The organism is Ligilactobacillus aviarius subsp. aviarius DSM 20655 (genome assembly GCF_001436315.1).
Classification (GTDB): Bacteria; Bacillota; Bacilli; order Lactobacillales; family Lactobacillaceae; genus Ligilactobacillus; species Ligilactobacillus aviarius.
In genome coordinates this window covers 65,765-86,606 of sequence record NZ_AYZA01000019.1, presented here as the reverse complement: position 1 = coordinate 86,606, position 20,842 = coordinate 65,765, and the positions used below count along the sequence as shown (strand labels likewise).

Genomic DNA, 20,842 nt, shown 5'->3' with positions numbered 1-20,842 from the left:
TCGTCACTCTTTCCGCTTATTTTTGGTTCGAATCGTAAATGATCGTTATCGGCCCGTCATTGACCAATGCCACGTCCATGTCGGCTCCAAACTGACCGGTTTGAACTTCAATGCCGTATGACCGGAGTTTTTCATTAAAGTAATGATAGTTTTCCTTGGCCAATTCTGGCTTTTGCGCTGCCCCAAAGCCTGGCCGGTTGCCATTCTTCGTTGAGGCATACAGAGTAAATTGTGATACCGATAAAATTGCGCCTTGAACCTGTTTGATTGACAGGTTAATTTTACCATTTTCATCGGCAAACAACCTAGCATTTGCAACTTTGCGCGCAATATAGTCGATATCTTCGATCGAATCATCATGGGTAAAGCCGACTAATAGCATGTAGCCCTTGCCGACTTTGCCAATCACCTGATCATCAACCGTAACGCTTGCGGATTTAACCCGTTGTAAAACTACTCTCATCTTATGATCTCCTTTAGTGAATTGGACGTTCAACCAGGTAAACGTCCGGTACCCGTTTGATGTTGTCGATCAGCCGTTGCAGGTGTTCCTTATTGCGAACGCCGACCACGATACTGATCACCATCATTTGATTATGGTCAACATTTCCGTTAACAGACTTCAACGTCTTCGTTGAATTATTGACCATTTGCAAAATATCACTTAATAATCCAGTTCGATTATAGCCTTGAATCTTCAATTCTGCATCATATAACTTATGTTCACTTGGCAGCCCGTTCCATGAAACATCGATCAACCGGCTGCCGTTTTCATTTTCAACCTGCACATTTGGACAGTCAACGCGGTGAATCGATACCCCGCGCCCTTTCGTAATGTAACCCACGATTTGATCACCTGGAATCGGGTTGCAGCACCGACTAAGGCGCACCATCATGTTATCGATCCCGGCAATTAAAATATGGTCATTATTCTTCCCGCTTCGGGGAGCTTCCTTCGCCGGATTTTCAATTTGCTTGTGATCTTCAAGCAGCTCTTTTTCTTGTTGCTTGCGTTGCTCATCCGCCCGCTGTTGCCGAATATCCTTTGTCAGCAGGTTCACGATTCCCAACGGTTGCACGTTACCAAAGCCGATTCCGGCATACAACTCATCCACCGATGGCAGTTGCTTTTTATCAAGCACTCGTTGAATGTTTTTGTCAGTTAAAACTTCGCGCGGGTCAAAGCCTTCTTCAACTAACGCATTATGCAAAATCTCTTGGCCCTTTTCCCGGTTTTGAATGTAATCGCGTTTTTTAAAGAATTTCCGGATCTTGTTGCGCGCGCGGTTCGTGTGAACGAGCTTCAACCAGTCATTACTTGGGCCGGCAGAGTTCGCCGACGTTAAAATATCGACAATGTCGCCGTTTTTAATTTGATAATCCAACGGAACGATCTTGCCATTGACCTTGGCGCCCGTGGCATGGTTTCCAATTTCCGTGTGGATCGCATAGGCCATATCAAGCGGACCGGCGCCTTTTGGCAATTCGGTTACATCGCCTTTCGGGGTAAAGGCGTAAACACGATCACTAAATAGATCGCCTTTAACGCTTTCCATAAAGTCCTTGGCGTTGGCTGCTTCATCTTGCAATTCGATGATTTCCTTAAACAGGTTCAGCTTGTCGCCCGTTGCGGTTTCCTTGACTGGACTCTTCTTGCCTTCCTTGTAGGCCCAGTGTGCTGCGATCCCGTATTCCGCTACCCGGTGCATTTCTTCAGTCCGAATCTGAACTTCAAACGGTTTGCCTTGCGGACCGATAACCGTTGTGTGCAGTGATTGGTACATGTTGGCTTTCGGCATTGCAATGTAGTCTTTAAACCGCCCTGGCATTGGTTTCCACCGCGTATGAATCGCTCCTAAAACGGCATAGCAATCCTTGATTGATTTGACAACGACCCGTACCGCTAACAAGTCATAAATCTGGCTGAATTGCTTGTGCTGGTCACGCATCTTCCGGTAAATCGAATAAATGTGTTTCGGCCGGCCATAAATCTCACAATCAAGGTTCAAGTCCTTAATAGCATCTTTGATCTCTTCAATCGCTTCGTTGATATATTTAATCCGTTCCGTCCGCTTGGCATCCATCAAATGCACGATGCGGTAATACTGTTGGGGATTCAAGTAGCGCAATGAAATATCTTCAAGTTCCCATTTGATCGTACTGATTCCAAGCCGATCAGCTAATGGTGCATAAATTTCAAGGGTTTCATTTGCAATTCGGCGTTGCTTATCCGGTCGCAAATGATTCAACGTTCGCATATTGTGCAAACGGTCCGCCAATTTAACAATGATTACCCGCAAGTCTTTAGCCATCGCAAGCAATAATTTCCGATGATTTTCAGCTAACTGTTCCTGATGCGATTTGTAGCGAATCTTACTTAATTTGGTAACCCCATCAACAATTACTTCAACATCATGGTTGAAAAGCTCACCAATGTCTCCCAATGTCACGTTCGTATCTTCAACAACGTCATGTAAAAAGCCGGCCGCAACCGTTTCAGGATCCATCTTCAAATCAGCTAAAATTCCCGCAACCTGGATCGGATGAATAATGTATGGTTCACCCGATTGCCGGGTTTGTTCACGGTGAACGTAAGTCGCAAACTTGCAGGCTTTCTTTACTAATTCAACGTGTTCTTCATTCATATATTGACTGCACATTTGAAGCACATCGTCAGCAGTCCAAATCACTTCTTTATCCATTCATCTTCACCCGTTTCAATTTAAATCATAGTAAAAATGAGACTGTTACCAGCCTCACTTTCGTTAGTTCTTCGTTATTCCGTACGCCAAAAGACTTGCTGCAAGGTAGACTACTCCAACAATCCGTAAGATTCCCATAAAAAAGCTTCCCGCCGTGATCACAAACAAAAGCGGGAAAAACAACAACGGAATCCATGAATCCTCGTTCTTACCGGCATATAAACCCACAAGAATTGAAAAAAACATATCAAAACCAAACATAACAAAGCCAATCTTCGTGACATCGTTGGCTTTGCATACATTAAAAATAATCGGAATGATCAATGCAAAAATTGCAGCCGCTACCAAATACCACAGCATGCGAATAATAAAGGTCTTTTTTTCGTCAGTCATATAAATCCTCTTCAATTCAAATCTTTGTTATTATTCTACTCCAACTCCGCAGCAAAGGAAAGCGCCGCGAGTAAATAAAGCGGGGCGGTTTCTGCCCGTAAGATTCGCGGTCCAAGTCCGGCACATTGATATCCTGCAGCCGTGAGCTGTTCAATTTCTTCGGGGGCAATCCCGCCTTCTGGGCCAAAGAATGCCACTAATGATGTTGATTCCTTTGCCCGGGCCTGCGTTGCGATCTGCGCTAAAACCGTTTTTTCGTCTTGCTTGGCCGATTCTTCATACGCCACGACCTTAAAGTCCGCATCCGCATTCATGGCAATCACATCGTCCAGTGAATCAGCCCACTTAACTTTTGGAACATGGTTACGGTGCGACTGTTCTGCTGCATTTAACGCAATGGTCTGCAGCCGCTTGATTTTCTTAACTTGTTTTTGGTTCTTCCACCGGGCAACTGAATACCGGCTGTTCAAAAAGATAAACCGGGCTGCTCCAAGTTGCGTGCCCTTCTTAACGATTTCTTCGGCCTTATCGCCCTTCGAAACGCCACAAACGATCGTAACCTTAACCGGCATCTCAACTTCCCGGTCAATTGTTTTTACGATCGTAAATTGCCCTTCATGCTTCTCAACTTTTGTTAGTTGGCACTGATAAACCTTTTCATCGGCCGTCACTAACTCAAATTGATCATCGACCTTCATCCGCAAAACATCAACGGCATGATGAAAAATTTCCTGTGGTAAAAGTAACTTTTCATTTTTTAATTCAGTTGATTTTTGAACTGTAAAAAAGCGTTGCATCCTATTCTCCTTCGCTCGGCAAATGGGCAATGATCGAATACCAGTCCTTTTGGTTTAAGATTTCATCGATCACAAAGCCATGGGCTGTCAATTCGTTCACAATCAAATCTTTCTTATCATTGATGATTCCTGAAGTAATGAATTTTCCGCCAGGATTTAAGCATTCCTTGGCTTGCGGAATCAGCGGGACAATGATTTCTGCTAAAATGTTAGCCACGATCAAATCAACTTTCTTACTGATTCCATCAAGCAAACTGTTCGTTCCGATATTAATGTCCTGTGCAACCGGGTTCAACGCCACGTTTTCCTTCGTGGCTTTGATTGCCTCGTCATCAATATCATACGCATCGATTTCGCCAGCTCCAAGATACTTCGCTGCAATACTTAAAACCCCTGAACCAGTGCCGACATCGATCATTGATTCATTTCCACGAATTTCCTTTTCAAGTGCTAGGAGTGCCAGACTGGTCGTCGGGTGTGTTCCCGTTCCAAATGCGCGGCCCGGATCAAGCCGAATCACCTTTTCATCATCATTTTCAGGTTGGTAGTCTTCCCAACTTGGAACGATCGTTAAATACCGCGTAATGCGTACTGGATGGTAATATTTTTTCCAAACGTCGCGCCATGAATCATCGTTAACATCACTTAACTTCACGGTTGCTTTTCCCGGGTCGATCCCGAATTGGCTTAATCCCTTGATCTGCATTTCCAATTCCGGAACCTTTTCCGCCACGTTGACGTTGGCTGGGAAATACGTGATAATCCGCACGTCATTTAAATCGTTGTCATCAATTTGAACGCCGCCCGCGTCATTTTCCATTAAAATATTCGTCACCGCGTCAATTGCTTCGTTTGTCGTTTCAACTACAAGTTCTGTCCAGTCCATGTTCAGCCTCCTAGAATTTCGGATAGTTTAATTGTTGGGTTTCATCTTGACGGGCTGCTAGTTGCTTTTGAAATTCAACTTCATCCCATTTAAGATTAAATGTCTGAATTGAATCATCACTTACAAAATCAAGCAAGTCTGATTCGCCATTATCAAGGGTATCTTGCAAGACGTCTAAAAAGGCATCGGCTTGCCCCTTCGTCCAGCCTTTTTTGCCATTGAATCCCAGGGTTACCAAATAATCTTCCGGATCAAAATCAAACGGCTTGGTTTGATCATACAGCAAAATCGCATCATCAAACGTGATGATTGGTTCAACGGATTCTGTATCATCCGAATCAACGATTTTATGCCCGCTTTGATTTTCAACGTAAAATTCCATTTCAAGTTCAAAAGCCCGTTCATGCTTGAGCCAGTTCCAAGCCAATGTCCCATCAAAATCTAAATTTTGAACCCCATCGTCAAGGTAATCAATTAATGATTGCTTCTTCATTTTCGAATCCTTTCACTTTATGTGTTAGTAATATTTTAGCGTGATTTAGTCGATGATGCAAAAAGAGCCGCGATTTTCATCGCGACTCTTTAGCTTAATTGCTGAACGCTATTTTATTGGTTCCATGCATTCTTGAATTGGCTTTCACCTTGTTTGATGAGTGAGTTAAGGTTGCCGTTCTTAGCATGGCTCAAGATGTTTTGCATGATCGTGTTCATTTGTTGATATGCAGCATTTGAGTTCTTGGTTACAGGAACGGTGTAAAGGTTCTTCGTTGCAGCTTCAACTTGGGCTGGAACCTTTGAATCCTTGTTGTTCTTGTATTCACTACTGTTAATTACGTCTTGTGATACTGGAATGTAACCTGTTTGTTGTGCCCAGTATAATTGAGACTTCTTGCTTGTCAAGAACTTCATGTACATGAAGGCTGCTGTCCGTTGTTCCTTGCTTGCGTTCTTGAACATGTAGATGTCAGTTCCTTGTTGCATGTTCCACTTGCCAGGACGAGGAGCAACTTCGTAATCGAACTTGCCGTTAACACCCTTCTTAACGAAGCTTTCACCAGCACTTGTTCCGATGAACATTGCGACTTTTTGGTTAGCGAAGTCGCCTGAAAGGTAACCTTGTGAACCAGCAGTCTTGAAGTAACCACCCTTGATTCCGTCAGCATAGTAGTCGATGACTTTCTTTGACTTAGCTGATGTTAAGTTGATCTTTGAAGTGAAGTCAACGCCTTCGTTCTTCATTCCTAAAACATAGTAGTTTGATAATGAGTCAAAGCCGGCACCGACAACTTGGTGATTTGATTTTTCATAAATTGTCTTAGCTGCTGACTTCAATTGCGCCATGGTTGTTGGAACCTTAACGCCGTACTTATCAAGCATTGTCTTGTTGTAAACTAAAACTTCAACTGACTTGTTGAACGGAATTCCATATTGCGTCCCGTTGATTTGAGCACCCTTCATCAATGATGGTTTGATGCCGCTTTTTGCAGCGCTTCCCCAGCCAATCTTTGAGTTATTGATGTATGGCTTTAAATCAACTAATAAATCATTCTTTGATGCATTGTACAACCAACCTGGATATGCCTGCGTAATGGTTGGCAAATTCTTTGGTGATTGCAATGTTGATGTGATCTTTGATTGCAAATCTTTGTATTGGCCTTGGTTTTCAAGCTTAACCGTGATATTCGGGTTTTCTTTTTCGAATTCTTGGGTTAAGGTTTGCAAAGCCTTTTGTTGATTACCTGACATCCCATTCCAAAATGTAATGGTTGTCTTTTTTGTAACCTTTGTTGGGATACTGTCAGCACTTACAGTTGATGATAAACCACCTGCAACGGTTGCAAAAAGAGTTGCTGCAGTTGTTGCGGCAACTGCAAGTTTTTTGATGAACTTCATAAAAGCTCTCCTCCTTAAAATTTTTTGTTTAATGCAAAACGAGCGTTTGCCCATTTTGCGGTAAAACACGACTTCCAAACGGGTTTTTCAAATTTTCTGGATGAAAACTATGAATGGGGGTCAATAATTGCGGCTTGATGCCCGCAACGATTTCATCCAGCTCGGCTGCCGTTGCATGCCCCGAACATGCGAGCCGAACAAATTCAACGTGATGGGCCGCTAACATATCAAGGAACTTTTGATATGCCGGATCAAAGTCGCCCAGCGGTTCCGCATCACTATGAATGTACAAGGTATTTGGTTGCAGATTTTCGAAATGATCTTCAACCTGCCACAAATACGTCCCCTTATCAGCCAAAAGGGTTTGGTAATCAACTTCCAAACTTGGATCAAGTTCTGGAAGTGGCTTGGCGGACGGCGAGTAATAATAGTTGACCTTCCGTCCCGTAATCTGTTGAAGCAGCCATGCCCGGTCAGCTGTTAAAACGACTGTCCGCGGTTGTGCATCACAAATTGCTTCTAACCGACTGATATTCCCCGGATAGGTGTTAAAGGTCGTCGGCCGTCCAGCGGCATTTTTAACAAGATCAACCAGCTTTTCAATCAAAAGCTGTTCACTCCACGGTTTGCGCGGCTTATCCAAATCTTGCGGGAAGCTGACCCCCACGCCTTCGCTGATCAGCAGATCGCATCCCACAGCCGCCTTCATCATTGCCCGCGTCCATTCCGGATGATATCCGTGTAACCGTAAATCACCGGTATAAACGATAAATGCATCCGGTGTATGGATCAAGAACGCAACTGCACCATCGGCATCATGATCAACGGGATAAAATTCGACCTCGATCTCGCCGACCTTTACTTTGTGATGAACCGGCAATTCGGTCAACGGCCGTAGGTATTCTTTCGGATGCCCAGCTGCCGGAAGCAGAAAATTACCATCCCGGTTTAGCCGTTTCAACAACTTGATTGTTGCCGGAGTACTGTAAACCGGAATGCGCTGATCAACAAAATTTACCATTTTAGTATGATCTAAATGCAAATGTGAGATAAACGCCGCGCTGTGTTGAAACTTTCCTTTCCACCGCGGTGCTCCCGTCAAATGTTCATCATAAAAATCATCCAATTCTGAAATCAAATGATTTTGAATCAGGGTTTGATAAGATTCATCCGGCAAATCGAGTTCTGGCCGATACTCGGTTCCCAAGTCGAAGAAAATATGCGCATCCCCATACGCAATTTCAATATTTGTTCCGCCAATCGTATCGACCCCTTTATGGTAAGTTACGCGTGTTTGCTTATCCTTTAAGACCATCACGTGTAACCCCCTGAATAATTTGCTTTCTAAAGATGAAGTAGATGATCAAAATCGGGATAACGGTTAATGTGGCTGCTGCCAATTGCAACTGCGTTTGGGCCCCGCCATCAGATGCGAAGTTGGCTAGCCCGTTGTTCAACAGCCGCATATTATCATTATTCGTTACCAATAATGGCCAGAGGAATGAATTCCAGCCGGCGATGAATGAAAGTAACCCCACCGTCGTTAATGCCGGCTTTGACATTGGAACTAAAATCTTCCATACATATTGCCAGTTGCTTGCCCCGCTGATCTTGGCTGCTTGGTAAATGCTGCGCGGAATTCCTTGGAAGTAACTGTTTAAGTAGTAGATATAGAAGACACTCGTTGTAAATGGTAAGAACAATCCAACATAGGTGTTCAATAAGCCCCACTTAGCAATCGTATTGTAGTTTGTGAAAATGATTGCTTCTGAAGGAACCATCAACAATGAGATCATCAAGATCTTAATGGCTTTTTTGCCTTTGAAATCTAAACTTGTTAATGCAAATGCAGCAAACAATGAAGTAATCAATACACACACGGTATCAATTGACGATGTTAACAACGTATTCCAGAAATACTTCAAAAATGGTGCCTGATGGAAGACTTGCACGTAGTTTTCAAAGTGTAAATGATGCGGAATGATCGTTGGTGGAATACTTGTTGTTTCTGCATAGGACATCAATCCGCCAAGGACCATGTAAATAAACGGGAAAACCGTAATGATACTTAGAAGAATGATAAAAATCCACGTAATTACGCCGGTAACTTTTTTCATCTGCGACCCACCTTATTCAATAACTTATTTTGAAGGAATGATACAACTAAAATTATCAAGAACAGTAAGACGGTTGCGGCCATTGCGACCCCTGGAGTTCCAACTGTCTGGAACTTGTTGAAGATGTAGTAAACCGCCGTCATCGCACTGCCCGCGATTCCCGGTTGCCCGTTAAACAAAGCATAAATTGATGTATATACTTTGAACGCACTGATCAAGTTCACAGTCAACAGGAATGCTAAGGTTGGGATCAATTGCGGCAAGGTGATCCGGAAGAACATTTCCGAATCGCTTGCCCCGTACATCTTGGCAATCGTGTAGTGTTGCGGATCAATTCCCCGTAAAGCTGACATCAAAATAACAATGTTAAACGCTAAGCTGAGCCAAACCCCAAAGATGATCACGGTGATCATGTTCATGCTAGGGTTATCTAACCAGTTCGGGGTTCCTAAATGGAAGAATCGTAAAATATAGTTCAATAACCCGTACTGCCCGTTGAAAATGTAACGGAAGACGATTCCAATCGCAATCGTACTTGTAACGTATGGCATGAAGAATAATGCTTCAAAGAACTTCGAATGCTTGATCCGGTTAAATAAGTTCCATGCAATCGCAATTGAGATCACCATTCCGATTGGAACAACCGTAAAGGCATACAAAGCGGTATTTTGAAGTGCCTTCGCAAAGTACGGATCTTGAATTACATATTTATAGTTGCTCAACCCTGTCCAGTGCATTGAAATTAATGAACCAGATTGAAAACTCATTACCAATGCCCGTAAAATTGGGAAAACACTAAAAAGGATAATTCCTAAAAGAGCTGGTCCAAGGAACCACCATGCGCTCCATTGATTTTTTCGCCGTTTATTTTTCATTTTTAATATACCCGCTCTCCATCCTTGTTAAAGATAAATGCTTTCTTCATATCAAACCGTAAATTGACTTCATCACCCGCTCCGATTTGATCTTCGATATCAACTAATGACCGGTACTGCTTATCGCCAAAGTAGAACTTCAAGATCCGTTCCCGGCCGATCAATTCAATATCATCAACCTTAATTGTGAAATCTGCCATTTCAGCCGTTGACGGTTGCAAGTTTTCCGGCCGGATTCCAATCACATAATCACCAGCAGCTAACTTTTGTTTCAACTTACCATCTGCTAAGCGTTCAGCTAACAAGTTGAAATGTTCATTATTGAATTGATTACCATCGAATTGAACATCAAACAAGTCAATTACCGGATTACCGATAAAGTTGGCAACAAATTGATTGGCTGGATCAAGGTAAAGGTTTTGTCCCTTATCCGCTTGTTGAACGACCCCATTGTTAAGTAAGATGATCCGATCACCGATTGAAAGAGCTTCTTCCTGGTCGTGAGTAACGAAAATCGTTGTGATTCCAACTTCCTTAACCAATGCCCGAATTTCTTCCCGAATTTGAAGCCGTAACCGTGCATCCAAGTTACTCAACGGTTCGTCCATTAAAAGAACTTTCGGTTGTTGAACAAGAGCACGTGCAATTGCAACCCGTTGTTGCTGTCCACCGGATAACTGGCCCGGCTTCTTCTTCGCAATATCGGTAATATGAGTTAATTCCATATATTTTTGTGCAATTTCACGTGCTTCGGCTTTCGCTTTTTTATTTTTACCAACAGTTAATGGAAACATTACGTTTTCTTCAGCTGTCATATGCGGGAATAATGCATAATTTTGAAATACAAAACCAATGTCCCGGTTTTCTGGGGCAACATCAAGAACTGATTTTCCTTCAAATTTCACATCACCTGAGGTTGCATCAAGCAAACCTGAAATGATATTAAGCAATGTTGACTTACCACAACCACTTGGGCCTAATAAGCAAACTAATTCACCTTTTTCCACTGAAAAATTAACATTTTTCAATGCTTCATATCCGTTCTCATATGTCTTATTGAGGTTTGAAACTTCAATCATTCTGTTACTTTCTCCTTTACGCGGATCCGCTAATATCCACAAAATATGATGATTGTTAATCATTTAACTACAACAAATTGTATCAATTATTCCAAAATAATCAATATAAAATTCGTAAAAAATTCATCATTTTAAGTAAATTTTACGCAATATAACCCTCTTACAAATTATTCGTCTTTTCCTGAACAATCCGATTTCCATTTTAATAATTGGTCCGCTCCAAAAAATCCAGAAAAAAGTCTCTCCAATTAGGCTTCACTTCTGCTAAAATAAAATCAAATATCAAATACTAAAGGAGAACTTTTCATGGCTAAGTACAAAATGATTTTAGATCTCGACACCGGCGTTGATGACGCCTTAGCACTCGCATATGCCCTCGCCACTCCCGAATGTGACTTAATCGGCGTCGTTGCTTCTTTTGGAAACATCGTTCCTGAAGAAGCTGCCCAAAACACGCTTAATTTATTGGAAATGCTCGGACATCCTGAAGTTCCAGTTTTCATCGGCGCAACCCATTCTTCACATACGGATCACTTTGAAGTCATGCCGATCAGTCAAACGATTCACGGAATGAACGGTGTGGGCAACGTTGAATTACCAACCGCTAAGCGGAAAATTGAAAGCCAAAACGGAATCGATTTTTACATCGAAGCTGCGCACAAATATCAAGGTCAATTGTTGATCGTTCCAACCGGTCCATTAACGAACCTTGCTGCCGCAATTGAAAAAGATCCTGAAATCATTGATTTGATCGGGCATGTAACGTTAATGGGCGGCGCATTGACCGTTCCCGGAAACGTTAACCCAGTAACCGAAGCTAACATCAACCAAGATCCGCCAGCTGCCGATCAAGTTCTCCGCAGCAAACTTCCATTAACAATGGTTGGCCTTGATGTTACTTTACGGACATTGCTTACAAAAAAAGAAACTCAAAAGTGGCGTGAAATCGGAACAACATCCGCTACCAAATACGCAGATATCGTTGACTACTACATCAACGCATACAAAATCACCAGTCCTCACCTTCACGGCTGCGGATTGCATGATCCATTAGCAGTTGCTGCGGCAGTTGATCCAAGTCTTTTACAAACCATTTACTTAAATATGAAAGTTGATACTGAAGGTGCTTATGCTGGGCGAACGATTGGCGATGAGAAACGGTTAAATGAACCGGCAACAACCACCCAAGTTGCCGTGAACGTCGATGTTCCCCGGTTCTTGGACATGTTTATGACCAAACTTTCCGTCTTCTTTAAAGAACATTAATCAAAAACTTACCGGCTTGCTGAACTTGCAAGCCGGTTTTTATATGGTATTCTTAAATAGATGTTATATGAATAAGTGAAATAACAAGTCATTTTAATCATGAGGAGAGAACCATCATGAAATATGTTGGTGTAGCTTTATACGTTTTTTGGCTACTTTTAACAATGTTTAAATTTGAGTCGATGCCCAAAGATCGGAATTTGTCGTATCGCGATGTTTTTTTCGGTAACATTGTGTGGTATCACAATTTAAGAACGCTATTATTTGCGGCGGCCGTAGTCATTACCGTGATCTACGCCCCGCTTAAAATTATTTACTTATTAATTCTTATTTCATGTATCATTTTAGGAATCGTCTGTCTGCGCAACTTCTTTAATCTGGTCGGAAATCCATGGATCGACTTAGGATTTTTGATGGGTGCAGTTATTTGCGGGATCTTGAGCGGACTGTTTATTTTTAAAATGTAATAAATCAAAGACGGTTATGGCAAAATTGTCATAACCGTTTTAATTTTAATGAGCATTAATAAAATCTGTAATCTTTTCGTCAAAGTCATACCGAATGATCCGTCCATGATCAACACATAACAATGCCGGCGGATTTTTTACCTGTAAATCTTCAAGCAAATGACGCAAAATCGGATTCGTTGCTTCCTTTGTTGTATCTAAGTAATAAACATTTTTCCCTGCTTGTTGTGCAGCGTAACTCAGCCGCGGCGCAAAGCTTAAACATTGCGGATTATTTCGCGTTCCAATGTATACAAAGAAGTGATCACGATTCTGTAACAATTCATTCCAGTTATGCGCCTTTAATCGAATAAAGAATTTGATCTTTTGGTCATATACCCTACGTTGCCAAAAGATAATGCTTTTTTCAGCAAACGACAAATGATTATCTAAATTATAATGATTGCGATAATGTTCCCAACCCATGGCGGCAACCGCTGTTAATCCAGAGATTCCAAGCAATAATTTCAAATTGTTCTTCTTATCCATTAAATTCGCCTCCATATCACTCTATTTAACATTATACCCTATTAATCAGATTTTATGCTTTAATGTTACAAATGTTACAAAAAAATATCAAAAAGTAACATTATTGCTACCTTATTGTTATGTTAGTCAGTTATACTTTTAGACGACGGTTCAATAGATTTGAACTATATGGATAGATATTAGATAGATTAAAAATCTTTTAGGAGTGAATTTTCTACATGAAGTTAAACAAAGTTTTAGTATCAGCTGCTGCCCTCTCAGGAATCGCTGCAGCAGGAACAGCCGCTAATGCTGATACAGTATCAGTTAAAGCAGGGGACACTGTTTCAGAACTTGCTCAAAAGTTCAACACAACAGTTGAAGCAATTCAAAAAGCAAACAATTTACAAAACGTAAACTTTATTACAGTTGGGGAACAATTAAACATCCCAACAAATGACAACGCTGAACAACAAGTTCAACAACCTCAAGCAAATGCAGCCCAAGTTCAACAAGAACAAGCTGCAATTGCCCAACAACAAGCAGCACAACGTCAAGCACAATTAGCTGCTCAACAAAAGGCTGCACAAGCTCAAGCTGCATTACAAGCACAATTAGCTGCCCAAGCTGCTGCCGCTCAAAAGCAAGCTGAAGAACAAGCCGCACAACAAGCTGCTGCTCAAAAAGCTCAACAGGAAGCTGCCGCTGCTCAAGCTGCTAAGGAACAACAAGAAAAGGCAGAACAAGCTGCACAAGCTCAAGCCGCTGCCCAAAAGCAAGCTGAAGAACAAGCTGCTGCTAAGAAAGCTCAAGAAGAAGCTCAACAACAAGCCGCTGCTGCTCAAGCCGCTAAAGAACAACAAGAAAAAGCTGCTCAACAAGCACAACAAGCTGCTGCTCAAAAACAAGCTGAAGAAGCCGCTGCTCAAAAGGCTCAAGAAGCTAAGGAAGCTGCCGCTGCTCAAGCTGCTGCAAATGCTAAGGCTAAGGCTGCTCAACAACGGGCCGCACAACAAGCACAAGCTCAACAGCAACAACAAAAGCAACAAGTTGCTCAACAAAACACACAACAACAAGCTGCTAATAACAACAACCAACAATCAAACAACAATAACAACAGCAATTCTTCAGAAGCTGCTGCAAAAGCATGGATCGTTGCTCATGAATCAGGCGGTAATTACAGTGCTCGCAACGGTCAATACATCGGTGCTTACCAATTAAGTGCAAGTTACTTACACGGCGACTACTCACAAGCTAACCAAGATCGGGTTGCAAACCAATACGTTGCAAGTCGTTACGGTAACTGGGTAAACGCTCAAAAGCACTGGGAACAATGTGGTTGGTACTAAGATAAGATTAGTCAACATAAATAATTTGAGACTGAACAAATTTTGTTCAGTCTCTTTTTTATAGCTTAATGGCTCCCCTGCTTTCAACTAAATCTTCATAAAAAAATAAGGTTGTGATCAAATCACAACCTCTTTGTTATCCGCATAATCGGGTTCCAAAACAAACGAGCTGAGTGGTGACGCGAAGCTAATTCGAAAACCTCTGAATCTATGCTGGGGCGCGATTCATTTGTTTTTCTGCTTCCACCACGCTCGTTTTTACTGTTTTGGCACGCCTTCTTATTTTACATCAATGATCGTAACTGTCATTTCGCCACCAGGAGTTGTAACAGTTACCTTTTCACCCTTCTTGTGGCCAACTAATCCTTTAGCAATTGGTGATTCGTTTGAAATCTTGCCGTTCAATGGATCAGCTTCTGCAGCCCCAACGATTTGATATGTTTCTGGATCGTCATCTTCTTCTTGGAATGTTACTGACTTTCCAACTGAAACTTCATCAACATCAACGTTTTCGTTGTCGATGATTTCAGCGTGGTTCAACATGTTGTCAATTTCCTTGATCCGGCCTTCAACAAATGATTGTTCATCCTTAGCTGATTCATATTCTGAGTTTTCAGATAAATCACCGAATGAACGGGCGATTTTGATCCGTTTGATAACTTCAGCCCGTTTATTTGTCTTTAAATCTTCAAGTTCTTCTTCAAGTTTTTTCTTACCTTCCAATGTCATTGGAAATGTTTTTTCTTCAGCCATTTAAAGTCCTCCTCTTATTCAGCACTTAAATTGTTCTTTTGAATAATATCACGAATCTTTGTTACCAACAAGTCGATTGCAACTTGGTTTTCGCCACCTTCAGGAACGATAATGTCAGCGTACCGTTTCGTTGGTTCGATAAATTGGTGATACATTGGTTTAACCGTTGCTAAATACTGGTCAATTACTGATTGCAATGAACGTCCTCGTTCTTCAATATCCCGTTGGATCCGCCGAATGATTCGAATATCATCATCGGTATCAACGAAGATCTTGATATCCATTAAATCACGAAGCCGTGGATCGTTTAATACTAAAATTCCTTCAACCAAAATAACTTCTTTCGGTTCTTGATGGATAACTTCCTTGCTTCGGTTGTGGCTTGCATAATCGTAAACCGGAATATTGATTGCTTTCCATTCAAGTAAATCATGCAGTTGTTCAACCAAAAGGTCTGTATCCAATGAGTTCGGGTGGTCATAGTTGACCTTGGTCCGTTCGTCAAATGGAACGTCGTCCTGACTCTTGTAGTATGCATCTTCTTGGATCATTGCAAGTGAGTGGCCATGAAGTTGTTCAAGGATCGCATTTGAAACGGTCGTCTTTCCGCTTCCTGAACCCCCTGTAACCCCAATAATTACCGGACGATGTTTCTTTTCGTTGTTTGTCATTCCCAATTCCTCGACTTCCTATTTTTCGTATCCGTTTGCTTTTTGAACTTTACTTACATTTTCTTGATGTTGTTGATATGACTTCGTGTAGTAGATCTTACCCGTCTTCATATTGGCAACAAAGTACAAGTATCCCTTATCCCGGTCTTTTGGATAAAGAACCGCCTTGACCGCATTGATTGGCGGATTATTGACTGGTCCTGGTCCTAAGCCGTTATTTTGATACAGGTTATATGGTGAGTTGACCTTCAAATCATTATATGAAATGTTTTGTTGATGTTTGCCTAATGCGTATGACACTGACACATCAGTTTGCAATTTCATATTCTTTTGCAGCCGGTTTTCAAATACCCCAGCAATCATTTCCAAACTATCTTGGTTTGTTCCTTCACCTTGAACAAGGGAAGCCAGCGTCAACGCTTGCTGAACTGACATATGGTCGTCCTTGATCTTTTGATAGTATGGTTGCATTTCTTGATTTTCCTTGGCAACCATTTGTTCAACTAATTGCTTCAACGTTTCATTTTTTGAAACTGAATACGTTGCTGGGTATAAGTAACCCTCAAGTTGGTATTTAACATCCTTCGCTCCCACCGCTGATGAAAGCAAATCAGGATACTTTTTCTTTAATTCATTTAAGAATTGCTGATCATTCAGCAAATTCAAAAAGTCTTGCTTTTCAAACTTCGTATTCTTTTGGATCACGTCGCCGATTTGATCAGCCATGACCCCTTCGCGCACCAAAACTTTACCTGAGCCGATTGGGGTGCTTGAACCGCCCTTTTGCAATTCCGTTGCGATCTGGGCCAAAGTCATTGACGGTTTAAAATCATAGTAGCCGGCTTTGAATGCTGCCAGTTGTTTTGACTTAACATAGTAATTGAAGACGAAACCGCTGCGGATAACGCCTTTCTTTTGTAAAATATCGCCAATTTGTTTGTCTGTACTTCCAATCGGAACCTTAACTTCGATCGATTCGTTTGAAGTTGGGTCAAGCGGTTTGAGCGACCGTTGAACATACCGGTAACCTAAGAAGCAGAAAAAGAGGATCACAACGACCAGCACGCCGATCGTCCAGTGAATAATTCGTTTCGCTGAACTTGGAGCTTCCTTGGCAACGTGGGAAGTTGACTTCGTCTTTGCCGTTTCAACCCGTGATGGCGTCGTTGATGGTTGCTTCTTTTCCGCCTTCGAATTTGATTCTGGTTGATGTTGTTGATTATTTTGAGTCAAAATATTCCTCCTCAAGATTTTGCTTGAATCAAGCTAAAGTCTTATCCTTAATCAATTACCGAACGGTGACTTCAAGTTCTTCTTGAAGTTTCTTAACAACCTTATCAAATGCTTGGTTAATTTCATCATCGCTCAATGTTCCTTCACTGTTGCGGTATACAAGGGTATAAGCAAGTGACTTGAAGCCGTCATCGATCTTCTCGCCTTGGTACAAATCAAAGAGCTTGATGTCAGCTAAGAAGCGGCCGCCATTTTGCTTGATCGATTCAACGATTTGGTCATTCGTAATTTCATTTGGAACAAGTAATGCAATATCCCGGGTAACTTCTGGATACTTCGAAACTGGGATGTATGTTTCGGCATTCTTTGGCAAGTCGATCAGTTTTTGCAAGTCTAATTCAAAGACATAAGTTGGTTTGATCTTCAATTCTTTAGCAAGACTTGGGTGAACTTCCCCAATCAAGCCGATCAATTCGTCATTGACATAGATCTTGGCTGTCCGGCCAGGATGCATTTCTTCGTATTCAGCGGTTGCTTCATACCGAATGCCATCCGTAATTCCAAGCGAGCTCATCAAGTATTCAACGATTCCCTTTGTTAAGTAGAAATCAACTGGCTTCTTGGCATCGTGCCATGTTGCTTCATGGAATAATCCAGTTAATGCCCCAGCAATGTGTTCGATATCATTTGGCCGTTCAGCATCCTTTTCCCGCAAGAAGACGCGTCCTTGTTCATACAAAGCAACGTCATTGACTTTCCGGGCTTGGTTGTATGCCACGTCATCTAACAAGCCGCTGATCAAGTTCATCCGCAATGTTGTATGGTCTGAACTCATTGGGAAGTCTAATTGCGTCATTTCGGCTTCATCAAGCATAAAGCGCTTGGCCTTTAGTTCCGTTGTCAATCCGTATGAAATTGCTTGGCTTAATCCTGCACTTTCAAGAATTGCGCGGGCGTCGCGGATAATCTTTTGTGCTTTTGTATAATGGCCTTCCGTTAACGGCATAGTTGGCAATGTTGTTGGAATATTGTCATAACCGTAGATCCGGGCAACTTCTTCAATTAAATCGGCTTGGATCGCAATATCCCAGCGGCGTGGCGGAACGCTCACCGTTAATGTGCCGGTTTCATCCTTCGCAACTCCAAATCCGAGTTGTTCAAAAATTCCGACGATTGCTTCATCCGTTAAATCAGTTCCTAAGACCTTGTTGATCCGTTCCGGCATGATTTCAACATCCACGTTTTCAGGATCAACGTGGTTGATTTCCAATGTTCCGCTAACCACTTGGCCATCACCAAATTCAGCGATCATTTGAGCAGCGGCATCCAATGCTTCTTGGACCGTTGCAACGTTGATTCCGCGTTCAAATCGTTGGGATGCTTCTGAATGCAAGTTTTCACGCCGCGCAGTCTTCCGAATCTTTGATGAATTGAAAACGGCAGCTTCCAAAACAACGGTTTGCGTCTTATCAGAAACCTCGGTATCTTCACCGCCCATTACACCGGCAAGCGCAATTGCGCGGTCACCGTCAGCAATTACTAAGTCCGTTGCCTTTAATTCACGTTCTTCATCATCAAGGGTCGTCAATTTTTCACCTTCATTAGCTAAGCGCACCGTTAACTTCTTTGAATCAAATTTATCATAATCAAAAGCATGCAATGGTTGACCATAGTCCATCAAAATGTAGTTTGTAACGTCAACCACGTTATTGATTGGCCGAATACCGGCATTCCATAACCGTTTTTGCATCCACATCGGACTTGGCTTGATCGTCACGTCCTTAACCATCCGTAACTTGTATGGCGCAACTAATTCTTGATCAGCGTCTTCAAGGCTTAATAAGTCTTCGATCTTTGAAGAAACGTCTTCCTTAACCGTTGGGTGTGGAAGGGAAACTTGACGATCATAAATTGCTGCTACTTCATGAGCAACCCCGCGCATGCTTAACATGTCACCGCGGTTCGGCGTGATGTCAACATCAATAATGCTTTCATCCATTCCAAGGTAATCCCAAACTGGTTCGCCCGGAACAGCATCTTCTGGTAAAACGTAAATTCCATCAGCAAATTCCTTAGGAACAACTGCATCCGGGAAGCCGATTTCTTGTAACCCGCAAATCATTCCCATTGAAAGTTCGCCACGCATCTTGCTTTTCTTGATCTTAATGTGGCCGGCGATCCATGAGTTTGGTAACGCAACGATTACATTTTGACCTGCAGCAACATTTGGTGCCCCGCAGACGATTTGATATGGTTCTTCATCGCCAACATCGACTTGGCAAATGTGCAGGTGGTCTGAATTCGGATGCGGCACACATTCTAAGATGTGACCAACAACAATTTTCTTTTGACCGTCTGCGCGCCGAGAAACGCCATCAACTTCAACGGCTGTGCGTTCAATTTTTTCGCCGAGTTCTTCTGGTTTTAAATCATCAACTTTAACGTATTCATTAAGCCATTTGGTTGAAACTTTCATTGATTAACACCCTCCTAACCTTTCTGTGAGAATTGATTTAAGAAGCGCATGTCATTCAAGTAGAATTCCCGAATGTCATCAACGCCGTACTTCAACATTGCAAACCGATCTGGGCCTAATCCAAAGGCAAATCCGCCATAAACTTCCGGATCCACGCCAGCCATCTTCAAAACGTTCGGGTGAACCATGCCGGCGCCTAGTACTTCAATCCAGCCGCTGTTCTTGCATACGGCACATCCTTTGCCGCCGCACTTAAAGCATGAAACGTCCACTTCGGCAGATGGTTCAGTGAATGGGAAGTAACTTGGACGTAACCGAATTTCACGGTCTTCGCCAAAGATCGTCTTCGCAACTAATTCCAATGTTCCCTTTAAGTCGGCCATCGTGATGTTCTTATCAACCACTAATCCTTCAACTTGGTGGAATTGGTGCGAGTGCGTTGCGTCATCAGTATCCCGCCGATAAACTTTCCCAGGTGAGATCATCTTTAATGGACCCTTTGAAAAATCGTGCTTTTCCAATGTCCGGGCTTGAACTGGTGATGTCTGAGTCCGCATTAACGTCTTCTTTGTAATGTAGAACGTATCTTGCATATCACGCGCTGGGTGATCCGGTGGTAAATTCAACATTTCAAAGTTATAGTGATCTTCTTCGACTTCAGGTCCTTCAATAATTTGGAATCCAAGGCCTAAGAATAACTTTTCAATTTCATCGATGATTTGGACAAGCACATGCGGCTGACCAGCCTTTACCGGAACTCCTGGTAACGTAACATCGATTTTTTCAGCTTCAAGCTTCTTTGCTGTCTTTTCAATTTCAAGTTCATTTAACCGATCCGCAATCGCATTTGCCAATGCATCGCGCACCTTGTTAGCTAAAGCTCCGACTTTTGGTCGTTCTTCCTTGTCTAAATCACGCATTCCGCGCAAAACTTCCGTAATTGGGCCCTTTTTTCCAAGATACTTTACCCGAATATCGTTAACCGCTTTGGTATCATTGGCAGCTTTGATGGCTGCTAACCCTTCAGTTTGTAATTCTTCAAGGCGATCTTGTAAATTCATATGTTTCATTCCTTTCTCAACCACAATTTGCGTAAAAAGAAAAGCCCCATCCCTCAAAAAGGGACGAGGCTTCGCGGTACCACCCTTGTTTTGCCGCTTATCTCCTTTTCTAAAATAAGCATGCAACACTCACTAAGTCAGATAACGGCCTAACACCGGGCTACCTTCGTCATTTCCCAGTAACCACTCAGGAAGTGAATTCGGTCACGGACAAATTAAACCATTCACACTCTCTGGTTCTCACTGAAATTTACCCATTGACTTACTATTTTCCGTCTACGCTTTTCTAACTAGACAGTTTACCGTGAAACCGGCAT

At 42.3% G+C, this 20,842-nt stretch carries 20 protein-coding genes; 3 read left to right on the top strand and 17 right to left on the bottom strand.

From position 1 onward, the window contains the following. Positions 1–16: 16 nt before the first annotated feature. The 11 genes from dtd to FC33_RS04175 all read right to left on the bottom strand — a co-directional run bounded on the left by dtd (position 17) and on the right by FC33_RS04175 (position 10,742). The gene (gene dtd / locus FC33_RS04225) at positions 17–463 is read right to left on the bottom strand and encodes a D-aminoacyl-tRNA deacylase (RefSeq protein ID WP_057827375.1); all 447 of its coding nucleotides are present in this window, start codon (positions 461–463) and stop codon (positions 17–19) included. Between the two features lie 13 nt (positions 464–476). Beyond that, complete coding sequence (locus FC33_RS04220; RefSeq protein ID WP_057827374.1) at positions 477–2,702, bottom strand: RelA/SpoT family protein; 2,226 nt, start codon at positions 2,700–2,702, stop codon at positions 477–479. 63 nt (positions 2,703–2,765) lie between these two features. Then, a complete protein-coding gene (locus FC33_RS04215) occupies positions 2,766–3,095 on the bottom strand; it encodes a hypothetical protein (RefSeq protein ID WP_057827373.1) in 330 nt (109 codons plus the stop codon). A 35-nt stretch (positions 3,096–3,130) separates the two neighbouring features. After that, the gene (locus FC33_RS04210) at positions 3,131–3,892 is read right to left on the bottom strand and encodes a 16S rRNA (uracil(1498)-N(3))-methyltransferase (RefSeq protein ID WP_057827372.1); all 762 of its coding nucleotides are present in this window, start codon (positions 3,890–3,892) and stop codon (positions 3,131–3,133) included. Between the two features lies 1 nt (position 3,893). Beyond that, positions 3,894–4,778, bottom strand: coding sequence for a 50S ribosomal protein L11 methyltransferase (prmA, locus tag FC33_RS04205; RefSeq protein WP_057827371.1), 885 nt, complete (start codon positions 4,776–4,778; stop codon positions 3,894–3,896). Between the two features lie 10 nt (positions 4,779–4,788). After that, positions 4,789–5,271, bottom strand: a complete 483-nt coding sequence (locus FC33_RS04200) for a DUF3013 family protein (RefSeq protein WP_057827370.1) — start codon at positions 5,269–5,271, stop codon at positions 4,789–4,791. Between the two features lie 113 nt (positions 5,272–5,384). Then, positions 5,385–6,671 carry an extracellular solute-binding protein gene (locus FC33_RS04195; RefSeq protein WP_057827369.1) on the bottom strand — a complete coding sequence of 429 codons (1,287 nt, stop codon included), beginning with the start codon at positions 6,669–6,671 and terminating at the stop codon, positions 5,385–5,387. 28 nt (positions 6,672–6,699) lie between these two features. Further along, positions 6,700–7,986 (bottom strand): MBL fold metallo-hydrolase, encoded by a 1,287-nt coding sequence (locus tag FC33_RS04190; RefSeq protein ID WP_057827368.1) that lies wholly within the window; start codon positions 7,984–7,986, stop codon positions 6,700–6,702. Continuing rightward, positions 7,970–8,788, bottom strand: a complete 819-nt coding sequence (locus tag FC33_RS04185) for a carbohydrate ABC transporter permease (RefSeq protein ID WP_057827367.1) — start codon at positions 8,786–8,788, stop codon at positions 7,970–7,972. The genes FC33_RS04190 and FC33_RS04185 overlap by 17 nt, the downstream gene beginning before the upstream one ends. Beyond that, positions 8,785–9,663, bottom strand: coding sequence for a carbohydrate ABC transporter permease (locus FC33_RS04180; protein ID WP_057827366.1), 879 nt, complete (start codon positions 9,661–9,663; stop codon positions 8,785–8,787). The genes FC33_RS04185 and FC33_RS04180 overlap by 4 nt, the downstream gene beginning before the upstream one ends. A gap of 2 nt (positions 9,664–9,665) precedes the next feature. Continuing rightward, positions 9,666–10,742, bottom strand: a complete 1,077-nt coding sequence (locus FC33_RS04175; RefSeq protein WP_146993472.1) for an ABC transporter ATP-binding protein — start codon at positions 10,740–10,742, stop codon at positions 9,666–9,668. 306 nt (positions 10,743–11,048) lie between these two features. Between FC33_RS04175 and FC33_RS04170 the strand changes: the two genes are divergently transcribed. Both FC33_RS04170 and FC33_RS04165 read left to right on the top strand, forming a co-directional pair. Further along, the gene (locus tag FC33_RS04170; RefSeq protein ID WP_057827364.1) at positions 11,049–12,008 is read left to right on the top strand and encodes a nucleoside hydrolase; all 960 of its coding nucleotides are present in this window, start codon (positions 11,049–11,051) and stop codon (positions 12,006–12,008) included. 116 nt (positions 12,009–12,124) lie between these two features. Next, positions 12,125–12,475 carry a hypothetical protein gene (locus FC33_RS04165; RefSeq protein ID WP_057827363.1) on the top strand — a complete coding sequence of 117 codons (351 nt, stop codon included), beginning with the start codon at positions 12,125–12,127 and terminating at the stop codon, positions 12,473–12,475. Positions 12,476–12,520: 45 nt separating this feature from the next. Here the strand turns inward: FC33_RS04165 and FC33_RS04160 are convergent, their stop codons facing one another. Further along, positions 12,521–13,003 carry a DUF6568 family protein gene (locus FC33_RS04160; RefSeq protein ID WP_057827362.1) on the bottom strand — a complete coding sequence of 161 codons (483 nt, stop codon included), beginning with the start codon at positions 13,001–13,003 and terminating at the stop codon, positions 12,521–12,523. Positions 13,004–13,221: 218 nt separating this feature from the next. Here FC33_RS04160 and apf point away from each other — a divergent pair, with 218 nt between their 5' ends. Next, on the top strand, positions 13,222–14,331 hold the full coding sequence (apf, locus tag FC33_RS04155; protein WP_057827361.1) for an aggregation-promoting factor: 1,110 nt from the start codon (positions 13,222–13,224) through the stop codon (positions 14,329–14,331). Between the two features lie 279 nt (positions 14,332–14,610). Here the strand turns inward: apf and greA are convergent, their stop codons facing one another. The 5 genes from greA to pheS form a co-directional block, all read right to left on the bottom strand. Beyond that, the gene (gene greA, locus FC33_RS04150) at positions 14,611–15,084 is read right to left on the bottom strand and encodes a transcription elongation factor GreA (protein ID WP_057827360.1); all 474 of its coding nucleotides are present in this window, start codon (positions 15,082–15,084) and stop codon (positions 14,611–14,613) included. 14 nt (positions 15,085–15,098) lie between these two features. After that, entirely contained in the window at positions 15,099–15,755 is a 657-nt protein-coding gene (gene udk / locus FC33_RS04145) for a uridine kinase (protein ID WP_057827541.1), read from the bottom strand. Between the two features lie 18 nt (positions 15,756–15,773). After that, the gene (gene mltG, locus FC33_RS04140) at positions 15,774–16,841 is read right to left on the bottom strand and encodes an endolytic transglycosylase MltG (RefSeq protein ID WP_057827540.1); all 1,068 of its coding nucleotides are present in this window, start codon (positions 16,839–16,841) and stop codon (positions 15,774–15,776) included. A 202-nt stretch (positions 16,842–17,043) separates the two neighbouring features. Further along, entirely contained in the window at positions 17,044–19,464 is a 2,421-nt protein-coding gene (gene pheT, locus FC33_RS04135; protein WP_057827359.1) for a phenylalanine--tRNA ligase subunit beta, read from the bottom strand. A gap of 14 nt (positions 19,465–19,478) precedes the next feature. Beyond that, on the bottom strand, positions 19,479–20,525 hold the full coding sequence (gene pheS / locus FC33_RS04130) for a phenylalanine--tRNA ligase subunit alpha (protein WP_057827358.1): 1,047 nt from the start codon (positions 20,523–20,525) through the stop codon (positions 19,479–19,481). Between the last annotated feature and the right edge of the window lie 317 nt (positions 20,526–20,842).

Coding starts and splice junctions, on each gene's coding strand:
- dtd (WP_057827375.1), bottom strand. CDS start 463: ATGAGAGTAGTTTTACAACGGGTTAAATCCGCAAGCGTTACGGTTGAT.
- FC33_RS04220 (WP_057827374.1), bottom strand. CDS start 2,702: ATGGATAAAGAAGTGATTTGGACTGCTGACGATGTGCTTCAAATGTGC.
- FC33_RS04215 (WP_057827373.1), bottom strand. CDS start 3,095: ATGACTGACGAAAAAAAGACCTTTATTATTCGCATGCTGTGGTATTTG.
- FC33_RS04210 (WP_057827372.1), bottom strand. CDS start 3,892: ATGCAACGCTTTTTTACAGTTCAAAAATCAACTGAATTAAAAAATGAA.
- prmA (WP_057827371.1), bottom strand. CDS start 4,778: ATGGACTGGACAGAACTTGTAGTTGAAACGACAAACGAAGCAATTGAC.
- FC33_RS04200 (WP_057827370.1), bottom strand. CDS start 5,271: ATGAAGAAGCAATCATTAATTGATTACCTTGACGATGGGGTTCAAAAT.
- FC33_RS04195 (WP_057827369.1), bottom strand. CDS start 6,671: ATGAAGTTCATCAAAAAACTTGCAGTTGCCGCAACAACTGCAGCAACT.
- FC33_RS04190 (WP_057827368.1), bottom strand. CDS start 7,986: ATGGTCTTAAAGGATAAGCAAACACGCGTAACTTACCATAAAGGGGTC.
- FC33_RS04185 (WP_057827367.1), bottom strand. CDS start 8,788: ATGAAAAAAGTTACCGGCGTAATTACGTGGATTTTTATCATTCTTCTA.
- FC33_RS04180 (WP_057827366.1), bottom strand. CDS start 9,663: ATGAAAAATAAACGGCGAAAAAATCAATGGAGCGCATGGTGGTTCCTT.
- FC33_RS04175 (WP_146993472.1), bottom strand. CDS start 10,742: ATGATTGAAGTTTCAAACCTCAATAAGACATATGAGAACGGATATGAA.
- FC33_RS04170 (WP_057827364.1), top strand. CDS start 11,049: ATGGCTAAGTACAAAATGATTTTAGATCTCGACACCGGCGTTGATGAC.
- FC33_RS04165 (WP_057827363.1), top strand. CDS start 12,125: ATGAAATATGTTGGTGTAGCTTTATACGTTTTTTGGCTACTTTTAACA.
- FC33_RS04160 (WP_057827362.1), bottom strand. CDS start 13,003: ATGGATAAGAAGAACAATTTGAAATTATTGCTTGGAATCTCTGGATTA.
- apf (WP_057827361.1), top strand. CDS start 13,222: ATGAAGTTAAACAAAGTTTTAGTATCAGCTGCTGCCCTCTCAGGAATC.
- greA (WP_057827360.1), bottom strand. CDS start 15,084: ATGGCTGAAGAAAAAACATTTCCAATGACATTGGAAGGTAAGAAAAAA.
- udk (WP_057827541.1), bottom strand. CDS start 15,755: ATGACAAACAACGAAAAGAAACATCGTCCGGTAATTATTGGGGTTACA.
- pheT (WP_057827359.1), bottom strand. CDS start 19,464: ATGAAAGTTTCAACCAAATGGCTTAATGAATACGTTAAAGTTGATGAT.
- pheS (WP_057827358.1), bottom strand. CDS start 20,525: ATGAATTTACAAGATCGCCTTGAAGAATTACAAACTGAAGGGTTAGCA.